Annotated in this window: 21 protein-coding genes and 1 tRNA gene; 9 read left to right on the forward strand and 13 right to left on the reverse strand. The window is 58.4% G+C overall.

Features of this window, described 5'->3' with window-relative positions; all coding sequences use genetic code 11:
• Position 1: 1 nt before the first annotated feature.
• Both HMPREF2849_RS03010 and HMPREF2849_RS03015 read right to left on the reverse strand, forming a co-directional pair.
• On the reverse strand, positions 2-862 hold the full coding sequence (locus tag HMPREF2849_RS03010) for a siderophore-interacting protein (protein ID WP_016423293.1): 861 nt from the start codon (positions 860-862) through the stop codon (positions 2-4).
• Between the two features lie 197 nt (positions 863-1,059).
• Positions 1,060-1,132: transfer RNA gene (locus HMPREF2849_RS03015), tRNA-Arg, on the reverse strand.
• Between the two features lie 275 nt (positions 1,133-1,407).
• Here HMPREF2849_RS03015 and HMPREF2849_RS03020 point away from each other — a divergent pair.
• Together HMPREF2849_RS03020 and cobF are read left to right on the forward strand one after the other, a co-directional pair.
• Positions 1,408-1,689 (forward strand): cg0963 family protein, encoded by a 282-nt coding sequence (locus HMPREF2849_RS03020; protein WP_016423292.1) that lies wholly within the window; start codon positions 1,408-1,410, stop codon positions 1,687-1,689.
• Positions 1,640-2,488: a precorrin-6A synthase (deacetylating) gene (cobF, locus tag HMPREF2849_RS03025; protein WP_070565958.1), complete on the forward strand. Its 849-nt coding sequence runs from the start codon at positions 1,640-1,642 to the stop codon at positions 2,486-2,488. The genes HMPREF2849_RS03020 and cobF overlap by 50 nt, the downstream gene beginning before the upstream one ends.
• Before the next feature lie 30 nt (positions 2,489-2,518).
• Here cobF and HMPREF2849_RS03030 read toward each other — a convergent pair whose 3' ends face one another.
• The 3 genes from HMPREF2849_RS03030 to HMPREF2849_RS03040 form a co-directional block, all read right to left on the reverse strand.
• Complete coding sequence (locus HMPREF2849_RS03030; RefSeq protein ID WP_042388876.1) at positions 2,519-2,920, reverse strand: hypothetical protein; 402 nt, start codon at positions 2,918-2,920, stop codon at positions 2,519-2,521.
• A 117-nt stretch (positions 2,921-3,037) separates the two neighbouring features.
• On the reverse strand, positions 3,038-4,825 hold the full coding sequence (locus HMPREF2849_RS03035) for an acetyl/propionyl/methylcrotonyl-CoA carboxylase subunit alpha (RefSeq protein WP_049171331.1): 1,788 nt from the start codon (positions 4,823-4,825) through the stop codon (positions 3,038-3,040).
• Between the two features lie 420 nt (positions 4,826-5,245).
• A complete protein-coding gene (locus HMPREF2849_RS03040; protein ID WP_048733645.1) occupies positions 5,246-6,130 on the reverse strand; it encodes a sulfurtransferase in 885 nt (294 codons plus the stop codon).
• Positions 6,131-6,493: 363 nt separating this feature from the next.
• Here HMPREF2849_RS03040 and HMPREF2849_RS03045 point away from each other — a divergent pair, with 363 nt between their 5' ends.
• Positions 6,494-7,552, forward strand: a complete 1,059-nt coding sequence (locus HMPREF2849_RS03045) for a Cj0069 family protein (protein WP_069359650.1) — start codon at positions 6,494-6,496, stop codon at positions 7,550-7,552.
• A 67-nt stretch (positions 7,553-7,619) separates the two neighbouring features.
• Here HMPREF2849_RS03045 and HMPREF2849_RS03050 read toward each other — a convergent pair whose 3' ends face one another.
• Complete coding sequence (locus tag HMPREF2849_RS03050) at positions 7,620-8,222, reverse strand: Maf family protein (RefSeq protein ID WP_016423286.1); 603 nt, start codon at positions 8,220-8,222, stop codon at positions 7,620-7,622.
• Between the two features lie 158 nt (positions 8,223-8,380).
• Between HMPREF2849_RS03050 and HMPREF2849_RS03055 the strand changes: the two genes are divergently transcribed.
• A complete protein-coding gene (locus HMPREF2849_RS03055; protein ID WP_042388872.1) occupies positions 8,381-8,593 on the forward strand; it encodes a helix-turn-helix transcriptional regulator in 213 nt (70 codons plus the stop codon).
• Positions 8,594-8,595: 2 nt separating this feature from the next.
• A complete protein-coding gene (locus HMPREF2849_RS03060; protein WP_048733634.1) occupies positions 8,596-9,138 on the forward strand; it encodes a hypothetical protein in 543 nt (180 codons plus the stop codon).
• A gap of 136 nt (positions 9,139-9,274) precedes the next feature.
• On the opposite strand, the gene HMPREF2849_RS03065 is transcribed toward HMPREF2849_RS03060, so the two are convergent.
• The 3 genes from HMPREF2849_RS03065 to HMPREF2849_RS03075 all read right to left on the reverse strand — a co-directional run bounded on the left by HMPREF2849_RS03065 (position 9,275) and on the right by HMPREF2849_RS03075 (position 12,906).
• Positions 9,275-9,535: an acyl-CoA carboxylase epsilon subunit gene (locus HMPREF2849_RS03065; protein ID WP_016423284.1), complete on the reverse strand. Its 261-nt coding sequence runs from the start codon at positions 9,533-9,535 to the stop codon at positions 9,275-9,277.
• A complete protein-coding gene (locus tag HMPREF2849_RS03070; protein ID WP_016423283.1) occupies positions 9,532-11,160 on the reverse strand; it encodes an acyl-CoA carboxylase subunit beta in 1,629 nt (542 codons plus the stop codon). The genes HMPREF2849_RS03065 and HMPREF2849_RS03070 overlap by 4 nt, the downstream gene beginning before the upstream one ends.
• A gap of 105 nt (positions 11,161-11,265) precedes the next feature.
• Positions 11,266-12,906 carry an acyl-CoA carboxylase subunit beta gene (locus HMPREF2849_RS03075; protein ID WP_070862588.1) on the reverse strand — a complete coding sequence of 547 codons (1,641 nt, stop codon included), beginning with the start codon at positions 12,904-12,906 and terminating at the stop codon, positions 11,266-11,268.
• A gap of 126 nt (positions 12,907-13,032) precedes the next feature.
• On the opposite strand from HMPREF2849_RS03075, the gene HMPREF2849_RS03080 reads away from it, so the two are divergent.
• The 4 genes from HMPREF2849_RS03080 to purE all read left to right on the forward strand — a co-directional run bounded on the left by HMPREF2849_RS03080 (position 13,033) and on the right by purE (position 16,272).
• On the forward strand, positions 13,033-13,890 hold the full coding sequence (locus HMPREF2849_RS03080) for a biotin--[acetyl-CoA-carboxylase] ligase (RefSeq protein ID WP_016423281.1): 858 nt from the start codon (positions 13,033-13,035) through the stop codon (positions 13,888-13,890).
• 6 nt (positions 13,891-13,896) lie between these two features.
• Positions 13,897-14,358 (forward strand): YdbT family protein, encoded by a 462-nt coding sequence (locus HMPREF2849_RS03085; RefSeq protein WP_069359648.1) that lies wholly within the window; start codon positions 13,897-13,899, stop codon positions 14,356-14,358.
• Positions 14,359-14,388: 30 nt separating this feature from the next.
• Complete coding sequence (locus HMPREF2849_RS03090) at positions 14,389-15,678, forward strand: 5-(carboxyamino)imidazole ribonucleotide synthase (RefSeq protein WP_080969567.1); 1,290 nt, start codon at positions 14,389-14,391, stop codon at positions 15,676-15,678.
• Between the two features lie 117 nt (positions 15,679-15,795).
• Positions 15,796-16,272 carry a 5-(carboxyamino)imidazole ribonucleotide mutase gene (gene purE / locus HMPREF2849_RS03095; protein WP_049171375.1) on the forward strand — a complete coding sequence of 159 codons (477 nt, stop codon included), beginning with the start codon at positions 15,796-15,798 and terminating at the stop codon, positions 16,270-16,272.
• Positions 16,273-16,292: 20 nt separating this feature from the next.
• Here the strand turns inward: purE and HMPREF2849_RS03100 are convergent, their stop codons facing one another.
• The 4 genes from HMPREF2849_RS03100 to HMPREF2849_RS11525 are packed head-to-tail and all read right to left on the reverse strand — an operon-like array spanning position 16,293 to position 19,600.
• Complete coding sequence (locus HMPREF2849_RS03100; protein WP_049171310.1) at positions 16,293-17,903, reverse strand: FMN-binding glutamate synthase family protein; 1,611 nt, start codon at positions 17,901-17,903, stop codon at positions 16,293-16,295.
• A gap of 53 nt (positions 17,904-17,956) precedes the next feature.
• A complete protein-coding gene (locus tag HMPREF2849_RS03105; RefSeq protein ID WP_049171307.1) occupies positions 17,957-18,682 on the reverse strand; it encodes a TIGR03089 family protein in 726 nt (241 codons plus the stop codon).
• 47 nt (positions 18,683-18,729) lie between these two features.
• On the reverse strand, positions 18,730-18,879 hold the full coding sequence (locus HMPREF2849_RS11300) for a hypothetical protein (RefSeq protein WP_371259568.1): 150 nt from the start codon (positions 18,877-18,879) through the stop codon (positions 18,730-18,732).
• Positions 18,809-19,600, reverse strand: a complete 792-nt coding sequence (locus HMPREF2849_RS11525) for an AEC family transporter (protein ID WP_371259569.1) — start codon at positions 19,598-19,600, stop codon at positions 18,809-18,811. The genes HMPREF2849_RS11300 and HMPREF2849_RS11525 overlap by 71 nt, the downstream gene beginning before the upstream one ends.
• Between the last annotated feature and the right edge of the window lie 48 nt (positions 19,601-19,648).

The raw sequence follows: 19,648 nt of genomic DNA on the forward strand, positions 1-19,648 counted from the left end.
GTCAGGCCCTGGCTCTTTCCTCCTCGGCCTCAACCTCAGCGTTGAATTCTCGTTTAGAAGACTGCCACTGGTCTTCGGTCATACCGATACGCCAGTAGCCAGAAATGGAAACGTCTTTCTTCGGGATCTCAGATTCGACGAAGAGGAAGCGGCGCAATTCCTTGATCATCTCGGCGACACCGTGGATGAACCAGCTAGTTTTCTTACCTTCTGGAATGCCCGCCTCGCGCACTGCGCGGGATAGCTCTGTGCCGTGGGTTGCGCCGTTGCGGAGGACCCAATGGACTTCCACACCCTCTCGGGTTGGGAGCTCAAACTTCCGATCTTCGGACTCGATTTCGATGTATGCGGTTGCGGTCGTGCCTGCTGGGAGGTGCTTCAGTCCGGCGCTGATAGCTGGCGCTGCGGACTCGTCTCCGGCGAGTACAAAGTGTTCATATTCTGCTGCAGGTCCCCATGCGCCTCCTGGCCCTAAGAAGCCACGCTTGTCTCCGATTTCGGCTACGCGTGCCCACGGTCCAGCCAGGCCGGAATCGCCGTGGGTGACGAAGTCGACGTCAAAGTCGCCGGTTTCGGAGTCCACATTAATCAGAGTGTATGTGCGGGTGATTGGCAGTTTGTCTCGCGGCTGTTCGGCGCGAATTTTCGCAATATCGAACGGCCAGGAGTAATCAGCGTCCTCTGGCACAAACAATAATTTGATGTAATGGTCGGTAAACTCCAGCTCCTTGCCCACAAATGCAGGCGAGTTCATGCTCAAACGAACAAGGTCTGGGGAAATCTGGCGACGTCCAGTAACTGTTGCCTCGTGTGCCTTACGGGGCTTACGCTTCGGTGCTGCTGCTTTAGCTAGGCCAGCCATAGTTGTCACTGTCCTTCAACAAGTCTTGGGCTGTTTTGTACTGGCGGAAGTCTACACGCCACGTGATTAGGTAAGCCTAACACAAGTGTTTCTGGAAATTGCTGGGTGATGCGTTCTCAGGAGGGGGCGTAGTGGCCGGTCGTGAGAAAAACAAAGAACCCTCGCGCCCTATATGTAAAAGGTCACGAGGGTATTTGTGCCCCAGAGAGGAATCGAACCTCCGACACCGGCTTTAGGAGAGCCGTGCTCTATCCACTGAGCTACTAGGGCAATCATCTTCCGGGTAAAACAGCCGTGAAAACACATTCTCGGCGGCCGGAAAATTACTTCATCACTTTAACGCATCTGCGAGCTCTAGTGGCAATTGGGTCCTCGACCTGACACGCAAACATGCAGGAAGCTCGCTATTACCCCCATGTGCTTTTGTGCTCGGCGGTGCCGCCCGGAATCTGGCTAACATGGTTTATAACGAGCGACTTTCTTGCGCTTGCGGTCGCAACAGCGCTACTTATTTTCCGGTCGCTGTTTTGGAGGAGGATGACAATATGATTAAGCCAACTTTCACGGATGTCAACGGTGTCAAGATTAAGTGCTCCATGACCACGGACTCGGACAAGCCGCACCTTTTGGTTTCGCGCATGGAAGATGATGGCTCTTTGACTCCGATTCTGGAGATGAACGTGTACGACTCCAAGTACATGGCCAACGCTTGCGAGATTTACTTGAAGCAGGCCGCTTCGGCTAACCTCCAGGGTTCGATGGCTGGCCTGTCTCCAGATGAGATGGCTGAACAGTTCGGTTACGAGGGAGATCCGACCAATCACTAGTCGAAACGACGCCGCCCGCACTCAGGCCGAGAGCCCTGTATACAGCGGATATGTCGATGTAGACGTCATCGGAATCGGCGCCGGTAGTCCGAGCCACATTACGCTCGAGGCTATCGGCGCTCTTGCTGATGTCGACGTAGTTTTTGCTCTCGACAAGGGTGATGCCAAAGCGGACTTGTTGGCTGCGCGACAGGCGATCGTCGATAAGCATGCGCCGCATGTCGAACTCGTTACCGTTCCCGACCCGCCACGTGACCGCACGCCCGATAACTACGGCGCAGTCGTCCGTGACTGGCATCAGCGCCGTGCAGAGCTGCTTGCCGACGCCTTCGTCGCTCACCTCGGACGAGAGGGCAAGCGCCGCGGTGCGTTCTTGGTCTGGGGTGACCCCTCCTTGTATGACTCAACATTGCGGATTTTGCAGCGCGTCCGCGACCTTGGGGTGGACGTGCGCTCGCGAGTTATCCCCAGTGTGACAGCGATTTCCGCGCTGACCGCAGCGCATGGAGAGTGCCTGAACCAGATTGGTAAGCCGGTGTTGATTACCACTGGTCGGCGCCTGGGGGAGCGCGCGCCTGGTACGGATGCGGTGGTAATGCTCGATGGTGGGGCAGCCTGGCTCGAGCACGCGGACCCGGAGGAAGAGATTCTCTGGGGTGCATTCCTGGGAACGGAGCTGGAGACGCTCCGCCGTGGTCGTGTTGGCGATGTCGGCGAAGAGATTGCGGAGCTGAAAAAGGAGCTACGTGCGGAGCACGGTTGGATTATGGATATCTACCTGCTGCGCTCCGGCGCCTAGGACTGAGCAGTCGCAGCCGTGTTAGTTCGGCTAGCTGACTTTCTTACCCAAGAAGCCCTCTGCCCATCGATGGAGGGCTTTTTCGGCGGCTTCGACGCCGTCGGCGACGGTTACCTTGGTGAGGACCTGATCGTCGTTAGGCAACACGCGTGCGGGATCGCCTGCGGGACGGACGGTGATGCTGACGTGGTCGGCATTGATGACCTCGACGGTTGCTAGTGCGAGCATCTCGACGTTCGTCTGCTCAGCAACCGCAAAGCGGTAGGCGGTGTCGTTTTCCCACTCGGTGGTGGAGTTCCGAAGGAACTCGGCGACGGAGTCAGGGGCCAATTCTGTGAGTAATTGGGTTGCGACCGGGGCGTCATCGACGCGGGAATCGTGGCGCAGCGGACGGCAGTAGAAGCGGCCGGCATTTACTTCCATGGGTTCCATACCGTCCACTCTAGACGTCCTGAACAGTGTTTAAGGGCGCCGGGGGAGGGGCTGAAAAGAATCAAGCGGGGCTGGCTGCGAACCCCATCGCAACCAGCCCCGCTTAGAGCTTTAGAATTACTTCAGTTCCATCAGGACATCGCCCTTGCCGACACCCGAGCCAGCCTCGGTAGCCAGACCAGTGACAACGCCGTCCTTGTGAGCCTTGACTGGGTTTTCCATCTTCATGGCCTCAAGGACAACGACGGTATCACCCTCGGAGACTTCCTGGCCCTCTTCGACGTTGACCTTAATGACGGTGCCCTGCATCGGAGCAACCACAGCGTCACCGGAAGCAGCCTTCTTGGAACCGCCAGCGCGCTTCTTCTTGCTCTTCTTCTTGGCACCAGCGTTGCCGCCACCCAGGGCCAGGTCGCCCGGCAGGGCTACCTCGACGCGGCGACCGTCAATCTCGACGACGACCTTCTGAGCCGGGACGGTGTCGGTGTCAGCGTCAGAGTCACCGTCGTACGGAGCGATTGGGTTGTCCCATTCCTCTTCAATCCACTTGGTGTAGACGTCAAACTTCTCGCCATCGCCGACAAACGCCGGGTTTTCAACAATGTGGCGGTGGAATGGAATTACCGTTGCCAGACCCTCAACCTGGTACTCGGACAGGGCGCGAGCGGAGCGGCGCAGAGCCTCTTCACGGTTCTCGCCCCAGACGATCAGCTTGGCCAGCATGGAGTCGAACTGGCCGCCGATGACATCGCCCTCCTTGATGCCGGTGTCCATGCGGACACCCGGGCCGGACGGTTCGATGTACTTGGTGATGGTGCCCGGAGCCGGCATGAAGTTGCTGCCGGCGTCCTCGCCATTGATGCGGAACTCGAAAGCGTGACCGTGCATCTCCGGGTCTTCCTTGATGGACAGTTCCTTGCCTTCGGCAATGCGGAACTGCTCACGGACCAGATCGAGGCCGGTAATTTCCTCGGTGACCGGGTGCTCCACCTGCAGGCGGGTGTTGACCTCGAGGAAGTTGATCAGGCCATCAGCGCCGACCAGGTACTCAACGGTGCCAGCACCGTAGTAGCCAGCCTCGCGGCAGATGTCCTTAGCGGACTGGCGCAGGCGCTCATCCTGCTCCGGGGTCAGGAACGGAGCAGGTGCTTCCTCGACGAGCTTCTGGAAACGACGCTGTAGAGAGCAGTCACGGGTGGAGGCGACAACGACGTTGCCGTGCTTATCAGCGAGAACCTGGCACTCGACGTGGCGTGCCTTGTCCAGGTAGCGCTCTACGAAGCACTCACCGCGACCGAAGGCGGCAACGGCCTCGCGAGTAGCGGACTCGTAGAGGTCAGCGACCTCTTCCATCTCGTGTGCGACCTTCATGCCGCGGCCACCGCCACCGAAAGCAGCCTTAATGGCGATTGGCAGACCGTGCTCCTTAGCGAACGCGACGACCTCGTCTGCATCCTTAACCGGTTCCTTGGTGCCTGGAGCCATCGGAGCGTCAGCCTTCAGCGCAATGTGGCGAGCGGTGACCTTGTCGCCCAGGGCGCGGATGGACTCTGGCGACGGGCCGATCCAGATCAGGCCAGCGTTCTCAACAGCCTCAGCAAAGTCGCCGTTCTCCGACAGGAAGCCGTAGCCCGGGTGGATGGCATTAGCGCCGGACTTCTTTGCGGCATCCAGAATCTTATCGAAGACTAGGTAAGACTCAGCGGAAGTGGTGCCACCGAGAGCAAAAGCCTCATCCGCCATAGTTACGAATGGAGCGTCCGCATCCGGCTCAGCGTAAACGGCGACGGAAGGAATGCCTGCGTCCTTCGCAGCGCGAATAACGCGAACGGCAATCTCGCCACGGTTGGCGACGAGAACCTTCGTGATTTTTTCAGTGGTCTGCTCGGACACGAAATCCTCCATTTTTCGTGGGCACCCCGAGAATTGGCCCTCGGGGCAAGGTTGCGACAGTCATTTGTAGGAATCACAAGCAGCACTGCAGTTAACTGAGCGGTGAACCGCAATGCGGTTAACCACGCGGTAGCTAACAGCGTGTGACCCAATGCCTCCATTGTGTCACAGGTGCGGTAAGCAACCTCTTTTTGCTCGCTACATAAGGGGGTAGGGATTGTGACCTTGAGCAGCGTTCAAGTGAGTATGGGGGCAGCTGAAGTGGCTATTTTCCGCCCAAAAACCTAGGTTTGCGGCTAAAATTATCGCCCAAGAGTGCAACTGCCGCCCCCTTGATTGGGGGCGGCAGGGGGAAACCAAATCTCCGGTGTAGCGCCAGTCGCTGACGCTGGAAAAACGGTGGGGGAAGCGCCCACCGGTTGCGTCGATCGCCTACAGGCTTCCCGGCTCCGAACCGTGGGCAATGGGCATGCCAATCATATTGCCCCACTCAACCCACGAGCCGTCGTAATTGCGAACATTCTCGTGGCCGAGCAGGTGGTGCAGTACAAACCAGGTGTGCGCGGAGCGCTCGCCGATGCGGCAGTAGACAATCGCCTCATCTTCAAATTGAACGTGCGCGTAAATCTGCTCGAGCTCTTCGCGGTCGCGGAAACGCGAGTTCGGGTGAACGGACTGATTCCATGGAATGTTTACTGCGGTTGGAATGTGGCCACCACGCAGGACGCCTTCCTGCGGGTAATCGACCATGTGGGTTCGCGCACCGGCATACTCCTCCGGGGTGCGCACGTCGATAATCGGAGCCTTTCCAATGAGTTCACGTGTATCGCTGAAGTAGGCACGCAGTGTCTTATCGTCGCGCTCGACGACAGGGTAGTCAGTGTGTGGGTAATTGGGGACCTCGAAGCTCGTGTCTCGTTCTTCAGTCATCCAGGCATCGCGGCCACCGTTAAGCAGACGCACGTCGGGATGCCCAAAAAGCTCGAAAACCCAGAGTGTGTAGGCGGCCCACCAGTTGGACTTGTCGCCGTAGATTACGACGGTGTCATCGCGCGAGATACCCTTCTCGCGCATGAGCTCGGCAAAGCCTTCGGCGTCGATATAGTCGCGGCGCACAGGATCGTTGAGGTCGTGATGCCAGTCGATGCGAACCGCGCCCGGAATATGTCCAATGTCGTAAAGCAGTGAGTCCTCGTCGGATTCAACAACGCGCAGACCGGGAGAGCCCAGTCGGGCAGCAAGCCAGGAGCTAGAGACGAGGCGCTCAGGGTGGGCGTACTGCTGGAACTGGGGGTGCGGGTCGTGCGGAACAGCCATCGGATACTCCCTTGGCGCAAGTTGGGTGGGTGGGACTTTCTGACGTTTATCGTCAATTGCATATCTAGTTTACGGGTCGCGTGGCGAACGGCGGAATAGTCCCCAGTGTGAGCGCTTTCCGACGGCAACAATTGCGTCCGCGGCCACCCTGGGATACGCCTCACAGTTGGGGGTAAAAGCAGTGGTTTCAGCGCGCTTGGAGTCCAGGTAGTGCCCTAAAATTTAGCTGAGAGTTAGCGCAAAAACTGTGTTGATTCGTATCACTGGAAAATGGGCTGAAATGGGCTATCTGCCTGGGTATTCGCTGCGTTACGGAGACAATTGAGTGCCGGAAGTCCATGTATTTTCTTAAAAGGAGTGCCTGTGCACAAGAACATTGTTGTATTCGAGATCGAGGGCGGCTCGGACAAGTACTTCGACGGACACCGCAAGGACACCATGCCAATCGTCAACGCTATCCGCGAAGCCGGTTGGTCCGCTGAGGTCGTCTACTACCGACCGGAGTGGAAGGACGACCTGTACGACTACGTCTCCCAGAACTTCGACGGCTACATCTCCCGCGTAAACCCGGGCAACATCCCGGGTGGCGAGAGGGGCTACTTCGAGCTTCTGACCAGTCTCTCGGTCGCTGGTTTGGTTGGTATGTCCACCCCGGGCGAGATGATGGCCTACGGCGCAAAGGACGCACTGGTCAAGCTCAAGGATACTGACCTGGTTCCGTCTGACACCGCTGCTTACTACGACGTCGAGGCATTCCACAGCACTTTCCCGACCTCCCTGTCCTACGGCGAGCGCGTCCTTAAGCAGAACCGTGGCTCCACCGGATCCGGCATCTGGCGCGTGCGCATCGCTGACGAAGAGGTTGCTAAGAACGTTGAGCCGGGCACCCCGCTGCCGCTAAACACCAAGCTGAAGTGCACCGAGGCCGTGGACAATCACACTGAGACTCGTGAGCTCGGCGAGTTCATGGATTTCTGCGACCAGTACATCATCGGCGATAACGGCATGCTCGTGGACATGCGCTTCATGCCGCGCATCACCGAAGGCGAAATTCGCATTCTGCTGGTCGGTCCGCACCCGGTCTTCGTGGTTCACAAGAAGCCGGCCGAGGGCGGCGACGCTTTCTCCGCAACCCTGTTCTCTGGCGCGAAGTACACCTACAACAAGCCGGAAGAGTGGCAGGACCTCATCGACATGTTTGCTGAGGCTCGCCCGGTCATTGCCGAGAACCTCGGTGGCGACAATATCCCGCTAATCTGGACCGCTGATTTCATGCTGGCAGACGGCGAGAACGGCGAGGACACCTACGTTCTCGGCGAGATCAACTGCTCCTGTGTTGGCTTCACCTCCGAGCTGGATATGGGTATCCAGGAGCTTGTTGCTCAGGAGGCCATCAAGCGCGTTGAGGCTGCTAGCAAGTAGCCTCCACAGCTAAGAAAAACCGCACCAAATTGGTGCGGTTTTTGCTTTTCGACGGTTCTTGCGATGCCTACCGATTCCAGAACTGGGAGACCGAATAGCCGTAGCGATACAGAGCTCGGCGCACGACAGGTAGCGACAGTCCGATCACACTGGATGAGTCGCCATTGATGCCATCGACAAACCAGCCGCCTAGAGCCTCCAAAGTAAACGCGCCAGCGCACTTCAGCGGCTCGCCCGTCGCAGCGTAGGCACGGATGTCCTCTTCTGGGACTTCAGCGAAATCGAGGGAAGTAATCGCCACCTCAAGGTGCTCGCCCTTTGGTGTCACGACACAGTGACCAGTAATCAGCTCAGCCGTCCGGCCACTCTGTTGATGCCAGCGCTCAATGGTCTTTTCTTCCGTGTGGGGCTTGCCCTGCAACTGCCCGTCGAGAAGCAGCATTGAATCCCCGCCAATGACAATGTCATTGGGGTAGGCCGGAGAGGCAGCGTGTGCCTTGGCCTGTGCGAGTTCCTCGACGATGCGTACCGGCGATGCGTCCGGAAGGGCTGTGATTACGGCATCCTCGTCGACGTTGGGCGCTACTGTGATGGGCTCGATGCCTGCAGAGCGGAGAATGTGCAGTCGCGAAGGGGAAGTGGAAGCCAAGACGATTCGGGGGCTGCTCATAGTTAGTGATTTTAGTGAGGGCGGAATCGTAAAGCCTAATTTTTGTGGCAAACATGCGTGGGGTTGGCCCGATTGTAAGAACAGGCAGATTTTTTAGATGGCAGCTGCCTTCTAGTGATGTAAAGTAAAGTGGACATCAAGTTAAAGAAAGTACACAGATGAGTGGGGAAGAACGTTCGAACCAGGTCAGGAGATACCGACGCTGGTTGGAGCTGAGCCAAGCGGATTTAGCCGCGCAGGTGGAGGTTTCGCGGCAAACCATTGCAAATATCGAGCGGGGAAATTACTCGCCTTCGGTGTATTTGGCGTTGCGTATCTGCAAGGTCCTGGGAAAAACAGTCGAAGAAATTTTTGGTGAGGAAGGATACTGACAATGTCCTATGCGGATGTCGTAATTGAACGCAACAGCGCCACGGTGGACGATGAGTATCAGCAGATGTTGCTGCATAAGTCCTACACGTACGGGTTCACAATGATGATGTGGGCTAACTACGTGCTTGCAACGGTACTGATTTGGCTCATTCCAGAGCCAAAGATGGTGGGCGTGACAGTGGCAATCATCTTGATGCCGCTGGTTGGACTCCTGTTTTCGCAGCGGTGGTTGCGACGTCAAGTGCCAATGCCGAAGATTAATGGTCTTACAAAAGGCGAGATTGCAGCACTCGTAGCCGTCATTGGGCTGTGGCTGATTGGTTTTATCAGAGTGCAAATGCTCTCTGAGGCAAGCGCTGGTGGGGCACTATCGGAATCGTGGGGATCCATTGCCGGCGCTGTGGTGGGTGCTGCCATCGGTCTGGCGTTTGTGTATTTCCTGTTCAAGGTGGTGTGGCCGGTAGCTCGCAACCGTGATCAGCGTCGGCTGGACCGGGAGCTCGATGACGAGTTTGATGGCGAGTCGCTGGGTGAACAGCGCTAGTAATAAGCAGTGGTCAAGGCTAAGGCAGTAACAAAAACCAAAGCGCCACCATCGGAAAACCCGATGGTGGCGCTTTGTGCTAGCGAATCAACGCAGCTAGCGTGCGGTAACGACTACGCGGTAAGCGGTAGCTGTACTAGTAGAAATGGACGTTGCGGAACGTGCCCGGTACGTGCTGGTGCGGCTGGTGGAAACCCTCTTCCAGCCGACCCCAGTTGTTACGCGGGCCGCGGTCCTCTGGGGCGCCGCCGGCTGCTGCCATACCTGCGAACAAAAGCGCGAGCGTGGCGGTTTCAGCGTCTGACGGGTTGCCTTTGAGGACGGACATGAACGGTGCAGCCGGGGCTGTAGCGGCGTCCTTGTCTTCGGTTGCTGGGGTGTTTTTGGAATCGGTCACAGCGGAATGTTCCCATGCTTCTTGGCGGGTACGTTAACAACCTTGCGATCCAGTAGACGCAGACCCTCGATGATCTGGCCGCGGGTCTCGCTCGGCGGGATAACGGCGTCGATGAAGCCGCGCTCAGCAGCCATGTACGGGTTGACCAGGGTGGCCTCGTACTCTGCCTCGTACTCCTTCTGCAGTGCGACGACGTCCTTGCCCTCGGCTGCAGCAGCCTTGAGCTCCTTGCGGTAGATGAAGCCGACAGCGCCGGAAGCACCCATGACCGCAATCTGAGCGGTCGGCCATGCCAGGTTGATGTCAGCGCCCATGTCCTTGGAGCCCATCACACAGTAAGCTCCGCCGTAGGCCTTACGGGTGATGACGGTAATCTTCGGGACGGTGGCCTCAGCATATGCGTACAGCAGCTTGGCGCCACGGCGGATGATGCCGTCGAACTCTTGGTTGGTGCCCGGCAGGAAGCCTGGAACGTCAACCAGCATGATGATCGGAATGTTGAAGGCGTCACAGGTGCGGACGAAGCGAGCCGCCTTCTCGGATGCCTTGATGTCGAGGCAGCCAGCGAACTGAATCGGCTGGTTGGCGACGAAACCGACCGAGCGACCTTCCACGCGACCGAAGCCGATGACCACGTTCTGTGCGTAGTCCTCCTGAATTTCCAGGAAGTCCTCGTCGTCGACCAGACGGGTGATGACGTCCTTGATGTCGTACGGCTGGTTTGGGGAGTCCGGAATCAGCGTGTCGAGCTCGAGGTCAGTCTCAGTGATGTTGTCAGCGATGGAGCCCTCGAACGGCTCAGCCTCCATGCGAGGAGCCTCAGCGCGGTTGTTGGACGGCAGGTAGCTGACCAATTCCTGAACGAAAGTCAGAGCGTCTTCGTCATCAGCGGCGGTGTAGTGCGAAGTACCGGAGGTGCTCATGTGAGTACCAGCGCCACCCAGCTCTTCCTGTGTGACCTCTTCGCCAGTGACGGTCTTAATAACGTCCGGGCCGGTGATGAACATCTTGGAAGTGCCATCGACCATGACAATGAAGTCGGTCAGAGCCGGGGAGTAGACGTGGCCACCAGCGCAGGCGCCCATGATCAGGGAAATCTGTGGGATAACACCAGAAGCCTGGGTGTTTCGGAAGAAGATCTGGGAGTAGAGGCCGAGGGAAACAACGCCCTCTTGGATGCGGGCACCAGCACCCTCGTTGATGCCGATAATTGGGACACCGGTCTTGATGGCCAAATCCATGATCTTGACAATCTTTTCACCGTAGACTTCACCGAGCGCGCCACCGAAGATGGCGCCGTCCTGCGAGAAGACACAGACCTGGCGGCCATCGATGGTGCCGTAGCCTGTCACAACACCGTCAGTGACAGGGCGCTTGGCATCGAGGCCGAAGTTCTTGGAGCGGTGACGTGCGAGAGCGTCAACCTCCACGAACGAGCCCTCGTCCAAGAGGAACTCGATGCGCTCACGAGCGGTCATCTTGCCCTTGTCGTGGACGCGGTCAATGCTGGCCTGGCCCATTGGAGCCTGGGTCTCTGCGAGACGGGCTCGCAGATCGGCCAGCTTTCCAGCAGTAGTGGTCAAATCCGGGGTTTCACCGGTTGATGTATTTGCGGCAGTCGTCATACCAACTAGTTTACGTTTCGAAAACGGGGGGAGGTAGTTGGGGGCAATCGCTGTTAACAAAAGTAGGGGTAATGACTAGCTCGTTGTACAGCAAAAAGCCTGCTCTTACAGTGGAATATTGCCGTGCTTGCGCGCAGGCCACGGTACTTTCTTTGAAGTTAGAAGGCGCAGATTTTTTATCACCCGAGTTCGTGTCTCGGAGGGGAGGATGACTTCATCAATTAACCCCCGTTCGGCGGCGCGATAAGGCGTGAGCATGTGTTGCTCGTATCCCATTTCCAGTTCAGCAATGAGTTCTTTCACACTCTCGGGAGTGCCAAATCTATCGGCCGCTGGATCTGCTGCGAGAGCTGTTTCGGTGGCGGTTCGAATCTCGGCACGATGGAGGAAGCGTACTGCGCCAGAGGCGCCCATCACGGCGATCTGTGCCGTCGGCCAAGCCAGATTTACATCCGCGCCGAGCCCCTTTGATCCCATCACGCAATACGCGCCGCCATAGGCCTTGCGCATGGTGACGGTGATTTTAGGAACGGTTGCTTCTGCATACGCATAGAGCAATTTAGCGCCACGGCGCAGAATTCCCTGGTGTTCTTGATTTGAACCGGGGAGAAAGCCGGGTACGTCTACGAGAAAGACGAGTGGAATGTTGAAACAATCGCAGGTTCGGACGAATCGCGCGGCCTTCTCCGCTGCATCGATATCTAGGCAGCCCGCGAATTCCATGGGCTGATTAGCGACAAACCCAACAGATTGACCATTGAGACGGCCAAGGCCAATCACGACATTGGCTGCCCGGTTTTCCTGGATTTCCAGGAACTCCGCATCGTCGCAAAGCGCGTAGATGACTTCATGCACGTCGTACGGCGTGGATGGGCTGTCGGGAATGAGACTGTCGAGGGTGCGATCGGTGTCGGTGATTTCGTCACTGGCATCGGAATCCCAGCTGGGCGCGGGGGAGGTTGTGTTGTTGGGGAGGTAGTCGAGCAAATCGCAGACCCAGTCGAGTCCATCCTGCTCGCTAGTGGCGGTGTAGTGGGAGTTTCCGGCGATCTCCATATGGGTGTCGGCGCCGCCGAGCTCGTGCTGGCTGATTTTTTCGCCTGTGACTGTTTCGATTACGTCAGGGCCGGTGACGAACATACGGGAGTTTTCCTCCACCATGACAACGAAGTCCGTCAGTGCTGGAGAGTAGGCATTTCCGCCCGCGCAGGCGCCAAAAATGACTGAAATCTGCGGAATGACGCCGCTGGCGCGAACGTTGTGGTGGAACGTCTGGGCAATAAAGTCCAGTGAGACTGCGCCATCTTGGATGCGGGCGCCGGCACCTTCGTACATGCCAATAAGGGGTCGGCCGGTAGTGATGGCAAGCTCCTGAATCTTGACCATCTTTTCGCCGTAGACCTCTCCGAGTGCACCACCGAAGATTGTGCCGTCCTGAGAGAAGATGCAGACCTCACGGCCGTCTATGGTTCCCCAGCCGGTGATAATTCCGTCGGTCACGGGGCGTTTGGCTTCCATTCCAAATGCGGTAGTGCGGTGGCGGGCTAGTGCATCGAATTCGACAAAAGACCCTTCGTCCAGCAGGTAGTCAATGCGCTCGCGGGCATTCATGCGCTCAGTCAGTTTGAGCTTGTCGTAGCCCCGCGACCCCATCGGAGTCAGTGCAGCAGTGCGTCGGCGTAGAAGGTCTTCATTGAGAAAAGCGGTGGTGTGTTGCTCCGCCGCCAAACGTGAGGAAATAGTCATGTTATGGAATGTAGTGTTTGGGAAGGAAAATAGTAAAGCAGGCGAGCTGTGATGATTCTCACGCTGTCGAGCTCTTGAGAAAGGTCACGACTCAGTGAATCCGGCCATGGCGCTAGACTGCTGTGCATGACCAACCCCAGGATTGTTGCTTCCCGCAAGCCTCTTGACGCCACGCGTGTGCGCGCAGCCGCGCCGGGCTGGAATTCCATTGAGGTTGTCGAAACCACTGGTTCGACCAACGCTGATCTTCGGAAACAGGCGGCACTGGGGCAGGTGGCAGATCTCAGTGCGCTTATCGCCTCGGAGCAGACCGCAGGTCGCGGTCGACTGAGTCGTAGTTGGACGGCCCCGAAGGGTGCGTCCATTGCACTCAGCGCGCTGCTGCGCCCGGAAGGGCTCGCACCCGAGCAACTGGGTCTGTTGCCGTTAGTCGCGGGCCTCGCAGTTGTCGATGCTGTTGTGGAAGTTGCGGGTCTTGCGCCTGAACGCGTTTCCCTGAAGTGGCCGAACGATGTCCTGGTTGACGGTCGTAAGCTCTGCGGAATTCTGGTGGAGGCCGCGTCGCTGACACCGCCAATTCTCATTCCGGGAATCGGCATCAACGTTTCCCTGCAGGAAGATGAGCTGCCGGTGCCACACGCCATTTCGCTATACCTGGCGGGAGCGGAAAACCTCGACCGCGACGACATCTCCGCTGGTGTGCTGCGTGCGCTGGGACGTCGTCAAGCGCAGTGGCGAAAGGGCGATGCGGAGCTGCTGCGGGACTACGAGGCGGTGTGCGCGACCATCGGTTCGAACGTGCGCGTGGAGTTGCCGGGGGATCGCGTGCTGGTGGGCAAGGCGGTTGGCGTGCGTGCCGACGGCGAATTGATCGTCACCGATGAAGCTGGCACAAGTCACTTTGTTGCGGCCGGTGACGTGTTCCATGTTCGTGCCACTGACGGCGGCTATGCGTCCCCGCAGGCTGATTCGGAGCGGGGGTAGTGCTGTATGGCCTTTCCCGATGATGAGTTGGACACGCGCGAGGCAATTCTGCTGGACACCAATCCAACTTTTGGTCGGCTGGTGTGGCCGCTCTTGGAACTCATGGTTATCACGGGCGTCTGCTGGTTGCTGATTGGTTTTATCGACGGCCCTGCGATTGCTCCGGGAGATCTGCAAGGTGTGCGTCAGCTGCTGCTCTTCGCGTGGCTGGGGCTTATTCTCTGGCGCGTCGTTCGTCCGGTACTAAGTTGGTTGGGGGAGCGGTTCGTACTAACTGATAGGCGAATTATTCTGCGCCGTGGCATTCTGCGCCCGCAGGTGGTCTCGATTGATCTGCGTTCGGTACGTGCGGTCAATCGCAAGGGCGGCGTGCTGTATCTGCACACCCGCAGTTTCGGCCCGCCGCTGGCTGTGGAAGATATTCCCAGCTCTCGTAAGGTGGCTAAGTTGGTCTCCCGGTTGACTTAGAATTTTGGGTCATAACCTACAATCAGGGGTGTGATTGCTTCGGATACCCCTGAAAACTCCACTAATTCCACTTCTAATTCCGCTGCAGCGCTAACTGCTGCGCAGCATCCCGCGCATGCTGATGGCGTGCCGGTTGTGGCGGTGATTGGTGACGGTCAGCTGGCTCGTATGATGCAGACTGAGGCCATTGAGCTGGGACAGTCCATCCGTTTGCTCGCCGGTTCGCCGGATGCTTCCGCAGCGCAGGTGTGTGCGGACGTTATCATCGGCGACTACCACGTCTGGGAAGATGTTGAGCGCGCTGTCGCCGGTGCGCAGGCCGTGACTTTCGACCATGAGCACGTTCCCACCGAATTCCTCAACAAGCTGACCGAGATGGGCTACTCGGTTCAGCCTCAGCCGTCGGCGTTGCTGTACGCGCAGGATAAGCTGCTGATGCGCCAGCGCCTGGAGGAACTGGGCGCTCCAGTACCTGCCTACGCTGCAATTGAGTCCGCCGAGGATGCCGAAGCATTCTTCGACCGCGTTGACGGTGCCGTCTGCCTGAAGGCTCGCCGCGGCGGTTACGACGGTCACGGCGTGTGGTTCCCGAAGGACCGCGAGAATCTGCGCACGCTTGTCGACGAGCTGTTGGGCAAAGATGTGCCGCTGATGGCCGAGCGGAAGGTCGCGCTGGTTCGTGAGTTGTCGGCCATGTGTGCGCGCACGCCGTCGGGCGAGGTCAAGGCCTGGCCGGTCCTCGAGTCCGTGCAGCGTGACGGCATCTGTGTTGAGGCAATCTGCCCGGCGCCAGGGCTTGCCGACGACCTTGCGAGAGCGGCCGAAAAGCTCAGTGTGACCATCGCTTCCGAGCTGGGAGTAACCGGCGCGCTGGCAGTTGAGCTGTTCGAAACCGTCGATGCTGACGGCAATCCGGAGATTTTTGTCAACGAGTTGGCCATGCGGCCACACAACACTGGTCACTGGTCGCAGGACGGCTGTGAGACCAGCCAGTTTGAGCAGCACCTGCGTGCAGTTGCTGACATGCCACTGGGTTCCACTCGCCCGACTGCGCCGGTGACGGTAATGGTCAATACGCTCGGTGGCGATGAGGCCTCGGATGTACCTATTTCACAGCGTTTTGCTGAGGTATGGCGTCGTTTCCCATCAGCGAAGATTCACTGGTACGGGAAGGATTGGCGCCCTGGACGTAAGCTGGGGCACGTCAACCTGTGCGGCTACGACGCAAGCCCGGAAGGCATCGCGGAGACCCGGCGGGTTGCCAACCTCGCTGCTGGCTACATCGTCGATGGCGTGTGGGCAGACGGCTACACCGCATAGGTGGCTGGCGCTGTATAAGAATTAGATTGCTATCTCAAGGAGACAACATTGGCTGAAGCAAACCAGGTGGCAAGCCCGAAGTTGGCCAACGTAACCGGTCCGCTGGTCGGTCTGATTATGGGGTCGGACTCGGATTGGCCGACCATGGAGCCCGCAGCGGAGGTCTTGGCTGAGTTCGGAATTCCCTTTGAGGTAGGTGTGGTCTCTGCACACCGCACTCCGGAACGCATGATTGACTACGCAAAGTCCGCCGCTGACAAGGGGCTGCGCTGCATTATCGCTGGCGCCGGTGGTGCAGCACACCTGCCGGGCATGGTTGCGTCGGCCACTCCGCTGCCGGTTATCGGCGTGCCACGCGCGTTGGAGAACCTGGAGGGTGTCGATTCCCTGCTGTCAATCGTTCAGATGCCGGGCGGCGTTCCGGTGGCAACCGTCGGTGTGGGCGGCGCTAAGAACGCTGGCCTGCTGGCTGTGCGTATTCTCTCGGCCGGTTACCCGGAGCTCATTGTGGCGATGGAGAACTACCAGGCCAACATGCGCGATCAGGTCCTGGAAAAGGACGAGCGTCTGCGCAAGAAGCTGATGGGTGAGTAGGGCGCGCAACCAGCCCCGAACTACCCGCGCATATGAACTGCGGGGTAGTGGAACGTGTCCGGGTCGGCGGTCTCCCAGGCTTCGGCCCAGTTGTGGAAGCGAGTTCCGCTCAGCAGCTCGCCTGGCTGCAGCCAGTTGTAGAGCTCCGCGTAGGTCTCACCGACCTGCTCATTGGTGCGCCGCAGCAGGTGGGACGGCCCCAGCTCAGAGAAGCTATTCAGGCCCATCGATGCCAATAGGCTAGCTGCTTCCGCGACCGTGGCATTGTGATAGTTGGCCACACGCTGACCCTTGTCGTCGACATCCAGGGCCTTCCACAGGCTCGGATCCTGGGTAGCCACACCCACCGGGCAGGTGTTTGTATGACATAGCTGAGATTGGATACAGCCGGTGGCCATCATCATGCCGCGAGCCGAGTTCACAAAGTCAGCACCGATGCACATGCGCTTCACAATATCGAAGCCAGTAATGACCTTGCCGGACGCACCGAGCTTAATGCGATCTCGCAGACCGGCACCTACGAGCGCGTTATGGACGAGAATCAGGCCGTCGGTAAGCGGCAGGCCAACGCGGTCGGAGTATTCCAGCGGTGCAGCGCCGGTGCCGCCTTCAGCGCCGTCGACGATGATGAAGTCCGGGGTGATGTTCTCTTCCAGCATGGCCTTGCACACGGCGAGGAACTCAAGCTGGGAGCCAACACACAGCTTGAAACCGACCGGCTTGCCACCGTTGAGCTCGCGCATGGTGCCCATAAACCGAACAAGTTCACGCGGGGTGGAGTAGACGCGGTGGTACGGCGGGCTCATCACACCCTTGCCAACTGGTACGTGGCGAGTAGCCGCGATTTCCTCATTGACCTTGTGACCTGGCAGCATGCCGCCGAGTCCAGGCTTTGCGCCCTGGCTAACCTTCAGATAGGTTGCCTTGACCTGCGGAATCTTAGCCTTTTCGCGGAAGAGCTCCGGATCGAAGTCGCCATCCTCGGTACGCGCACCGAAGTAACCGGAACCCAGCTGCCAATAGAGGTCGGCACCATACTTCAAATGGTAAGGGCTGATAGCGCCCTCGCCGGTGTCCTGTACGAAGTTGCCCAGCTTCGCGCCCTTATTCATTGCCATGACAGCGTTAGGGGACAGAGAGCCGAAACTCATGGCTGAGATGTTGAAGATAGACGCTGAGTACGGCTGGGCGCAGTCCGGACCGCCAATATCTACGCGCGGATCCTCGATGACGTGCTGGCTCGGCGCCATCGAGTGGCGGACGTACTCGTAGCCGGGCGCATTAATCTTTCGCTCAGTACCGAATGACTTCTTCGAGGACAGCCCCTTCGCACGCTCGTAGACCACGGTACGGGTATCGCGGTCGAATGGAGCGCCGTCGAAGTTGCGTTCGATGAAGTACTGCTGCATCTCAGGGCGAATGGTCTCACCCATGTAGCGCAGATGGCCGATGACCGGGAAGTTCCGCAAGATGGAGTGCTTCCTCTGAAGCATGTCATAGATAGCCACAACATCCAGGAAGAGGATGAAGGCCATCAGAATCCACCACCATGGGCTCAGATCCCATACAGCCAGTGCGCCCAAGACGTTGATGAGGGCGAGAATCGCAAGAATATATGGTCGGGTAATCACGGTTTCCAGGTTATCGCGACTACTTAGAGCGCTTCTCGACGGGACAGCTGCGACTAAATCACACGGGCTTTTTCGGCCGTAGAAATAGCAGTGACACGCTCGCTATCGCCACCGCGCACGACGACGGCAGCACCTCCACGAACCCAAGCCGACAGCACATTACATGCCCATTTATCTGCGGTGACCTGTGAAGAATCAGGCACCAGCCAGCCGTCGGAAACGACGCGGGAACCGGGCGTGAGCTGCATCTCGTCCGCATAATCGCCAGCAGATGAAAGCAGTTCTGCAGCCGACTTTTCCCCAATAACGGGGGTTTGGTCGGAGTCCGGGCCTGCGCCTAGATATGCGTCTGGGTGGAAACGAACTTCCGGACCAAAGTCAATGACTCCCGGTGGAATATCATCACCGCATTCCACGACACCGCGGCCAAAGGGATCGTCGGTAAGCACTGCGAGGTAGGCATCTGGGAACTTCTCTTCCCACGTGCTGACGTTGCTGACAGTGGTGAATACGACCAGCGGCTCCTCATCGCTAACGGTGACGCCAGCACGCTCGCAGCCCAGGATGATGCAGGCGGACTGCCAAATCAACGGCAAGTCAATCCATACTTGGTCTCCGGCGACGAGGTCGAACTCATCGTGCAGCATGTTGGCGATCTTGCTGGCCCAGTTGTCCAGAGTTTGGGCCGATAGATCAGTACGACCGCCGGTAGTTTCGTCATAACAGGTCAAACGAGGCACGGACGGGTCGGCCTCGAGAAGTGTCTTCAGAATCTCCACGCCTCCAAGGGTAACGAGATTCTCTCCAGGCCGTCGGGAAGAGTCCCCTAACTCAACAGCAGGGTGAACAAAAGGACCGTCGGCAAGCAGGCGATTGTCGTAATCACGCCACAATCGCGCGCCTGTTCAAGGTTCCGGCCGAAACGGGAGGCGAAGGTGTAGACGTTCTGGGCTGTCGGCAGGCCGGCGATAATCACAGCTGCCAGCAGCGCATGCCCGCTGAGACCAAAGACAAAATGGCCGAACAGGAGAGCCAGCGCGGGGGTGCAGGAAAAGCTTCAGCGTAGACGCCACCACGACGGCGCGACGAGGGGAGCGGCCGGCTTCCATAAACGGCATGCCATGCAAACTAATACCGAAGGCCAAAAGTGCCATTGGCACCGCGGCCTGCCCCAATAGCCCCACTGGATGCGCTACGAACTGAGGTAGTTTGATAGCAAACGCATTAACCGCAAGTCCCACCATCGCCGCCAGAAAGATCGGGTTCTTCAGCGGTGCCATGATGACATTGCGCGGTCGGAAATGGCCGCGGTTAGTGAGGATTTCCAGCACGGTCATGGAAGCGGGCGCATAGAAGGCAATCTGAAAGATAAGGGCTGGGACGACGGCGGTAGCGTCGTGAAGCACTGCGACAGCGATGGGCACGCCGAGATTAGCGACGTTGTTGTAACTCGACGACATCGCGCCGACCACAGCATCGGCGCCGCGCTGTTTGAACATGGGTGCCACAAAGATCCGGTAAAACGCCGCCGTGCCAAGCGCCGACAGTGCCGCGACGCCAAACGCCGAACCGAAGATGCTCGCCGAATCCGCCGTCGCGAGCGTGTGCGCGAGCATGCACGGCATCGCAATCCAGAACACGACCATATTCAGGGTAAAAGATGCCCGCTTATCGACGATCTCACTGCGCCCAAACAACCAGCCAACAATGATGGGTTAAGTGACAAAAAGTGTGTCTGATTTTCA

The organism is Corynebacterium sp. HMSC073B01 (assembly GCF_001838255.1).
Lineage (GTDB): Bacteria > Actinomycetota > Actinomycetes > Mycobacteriales > Mycobacteriaceae > Corynebacterium > Corynebacterium jeikeium_D.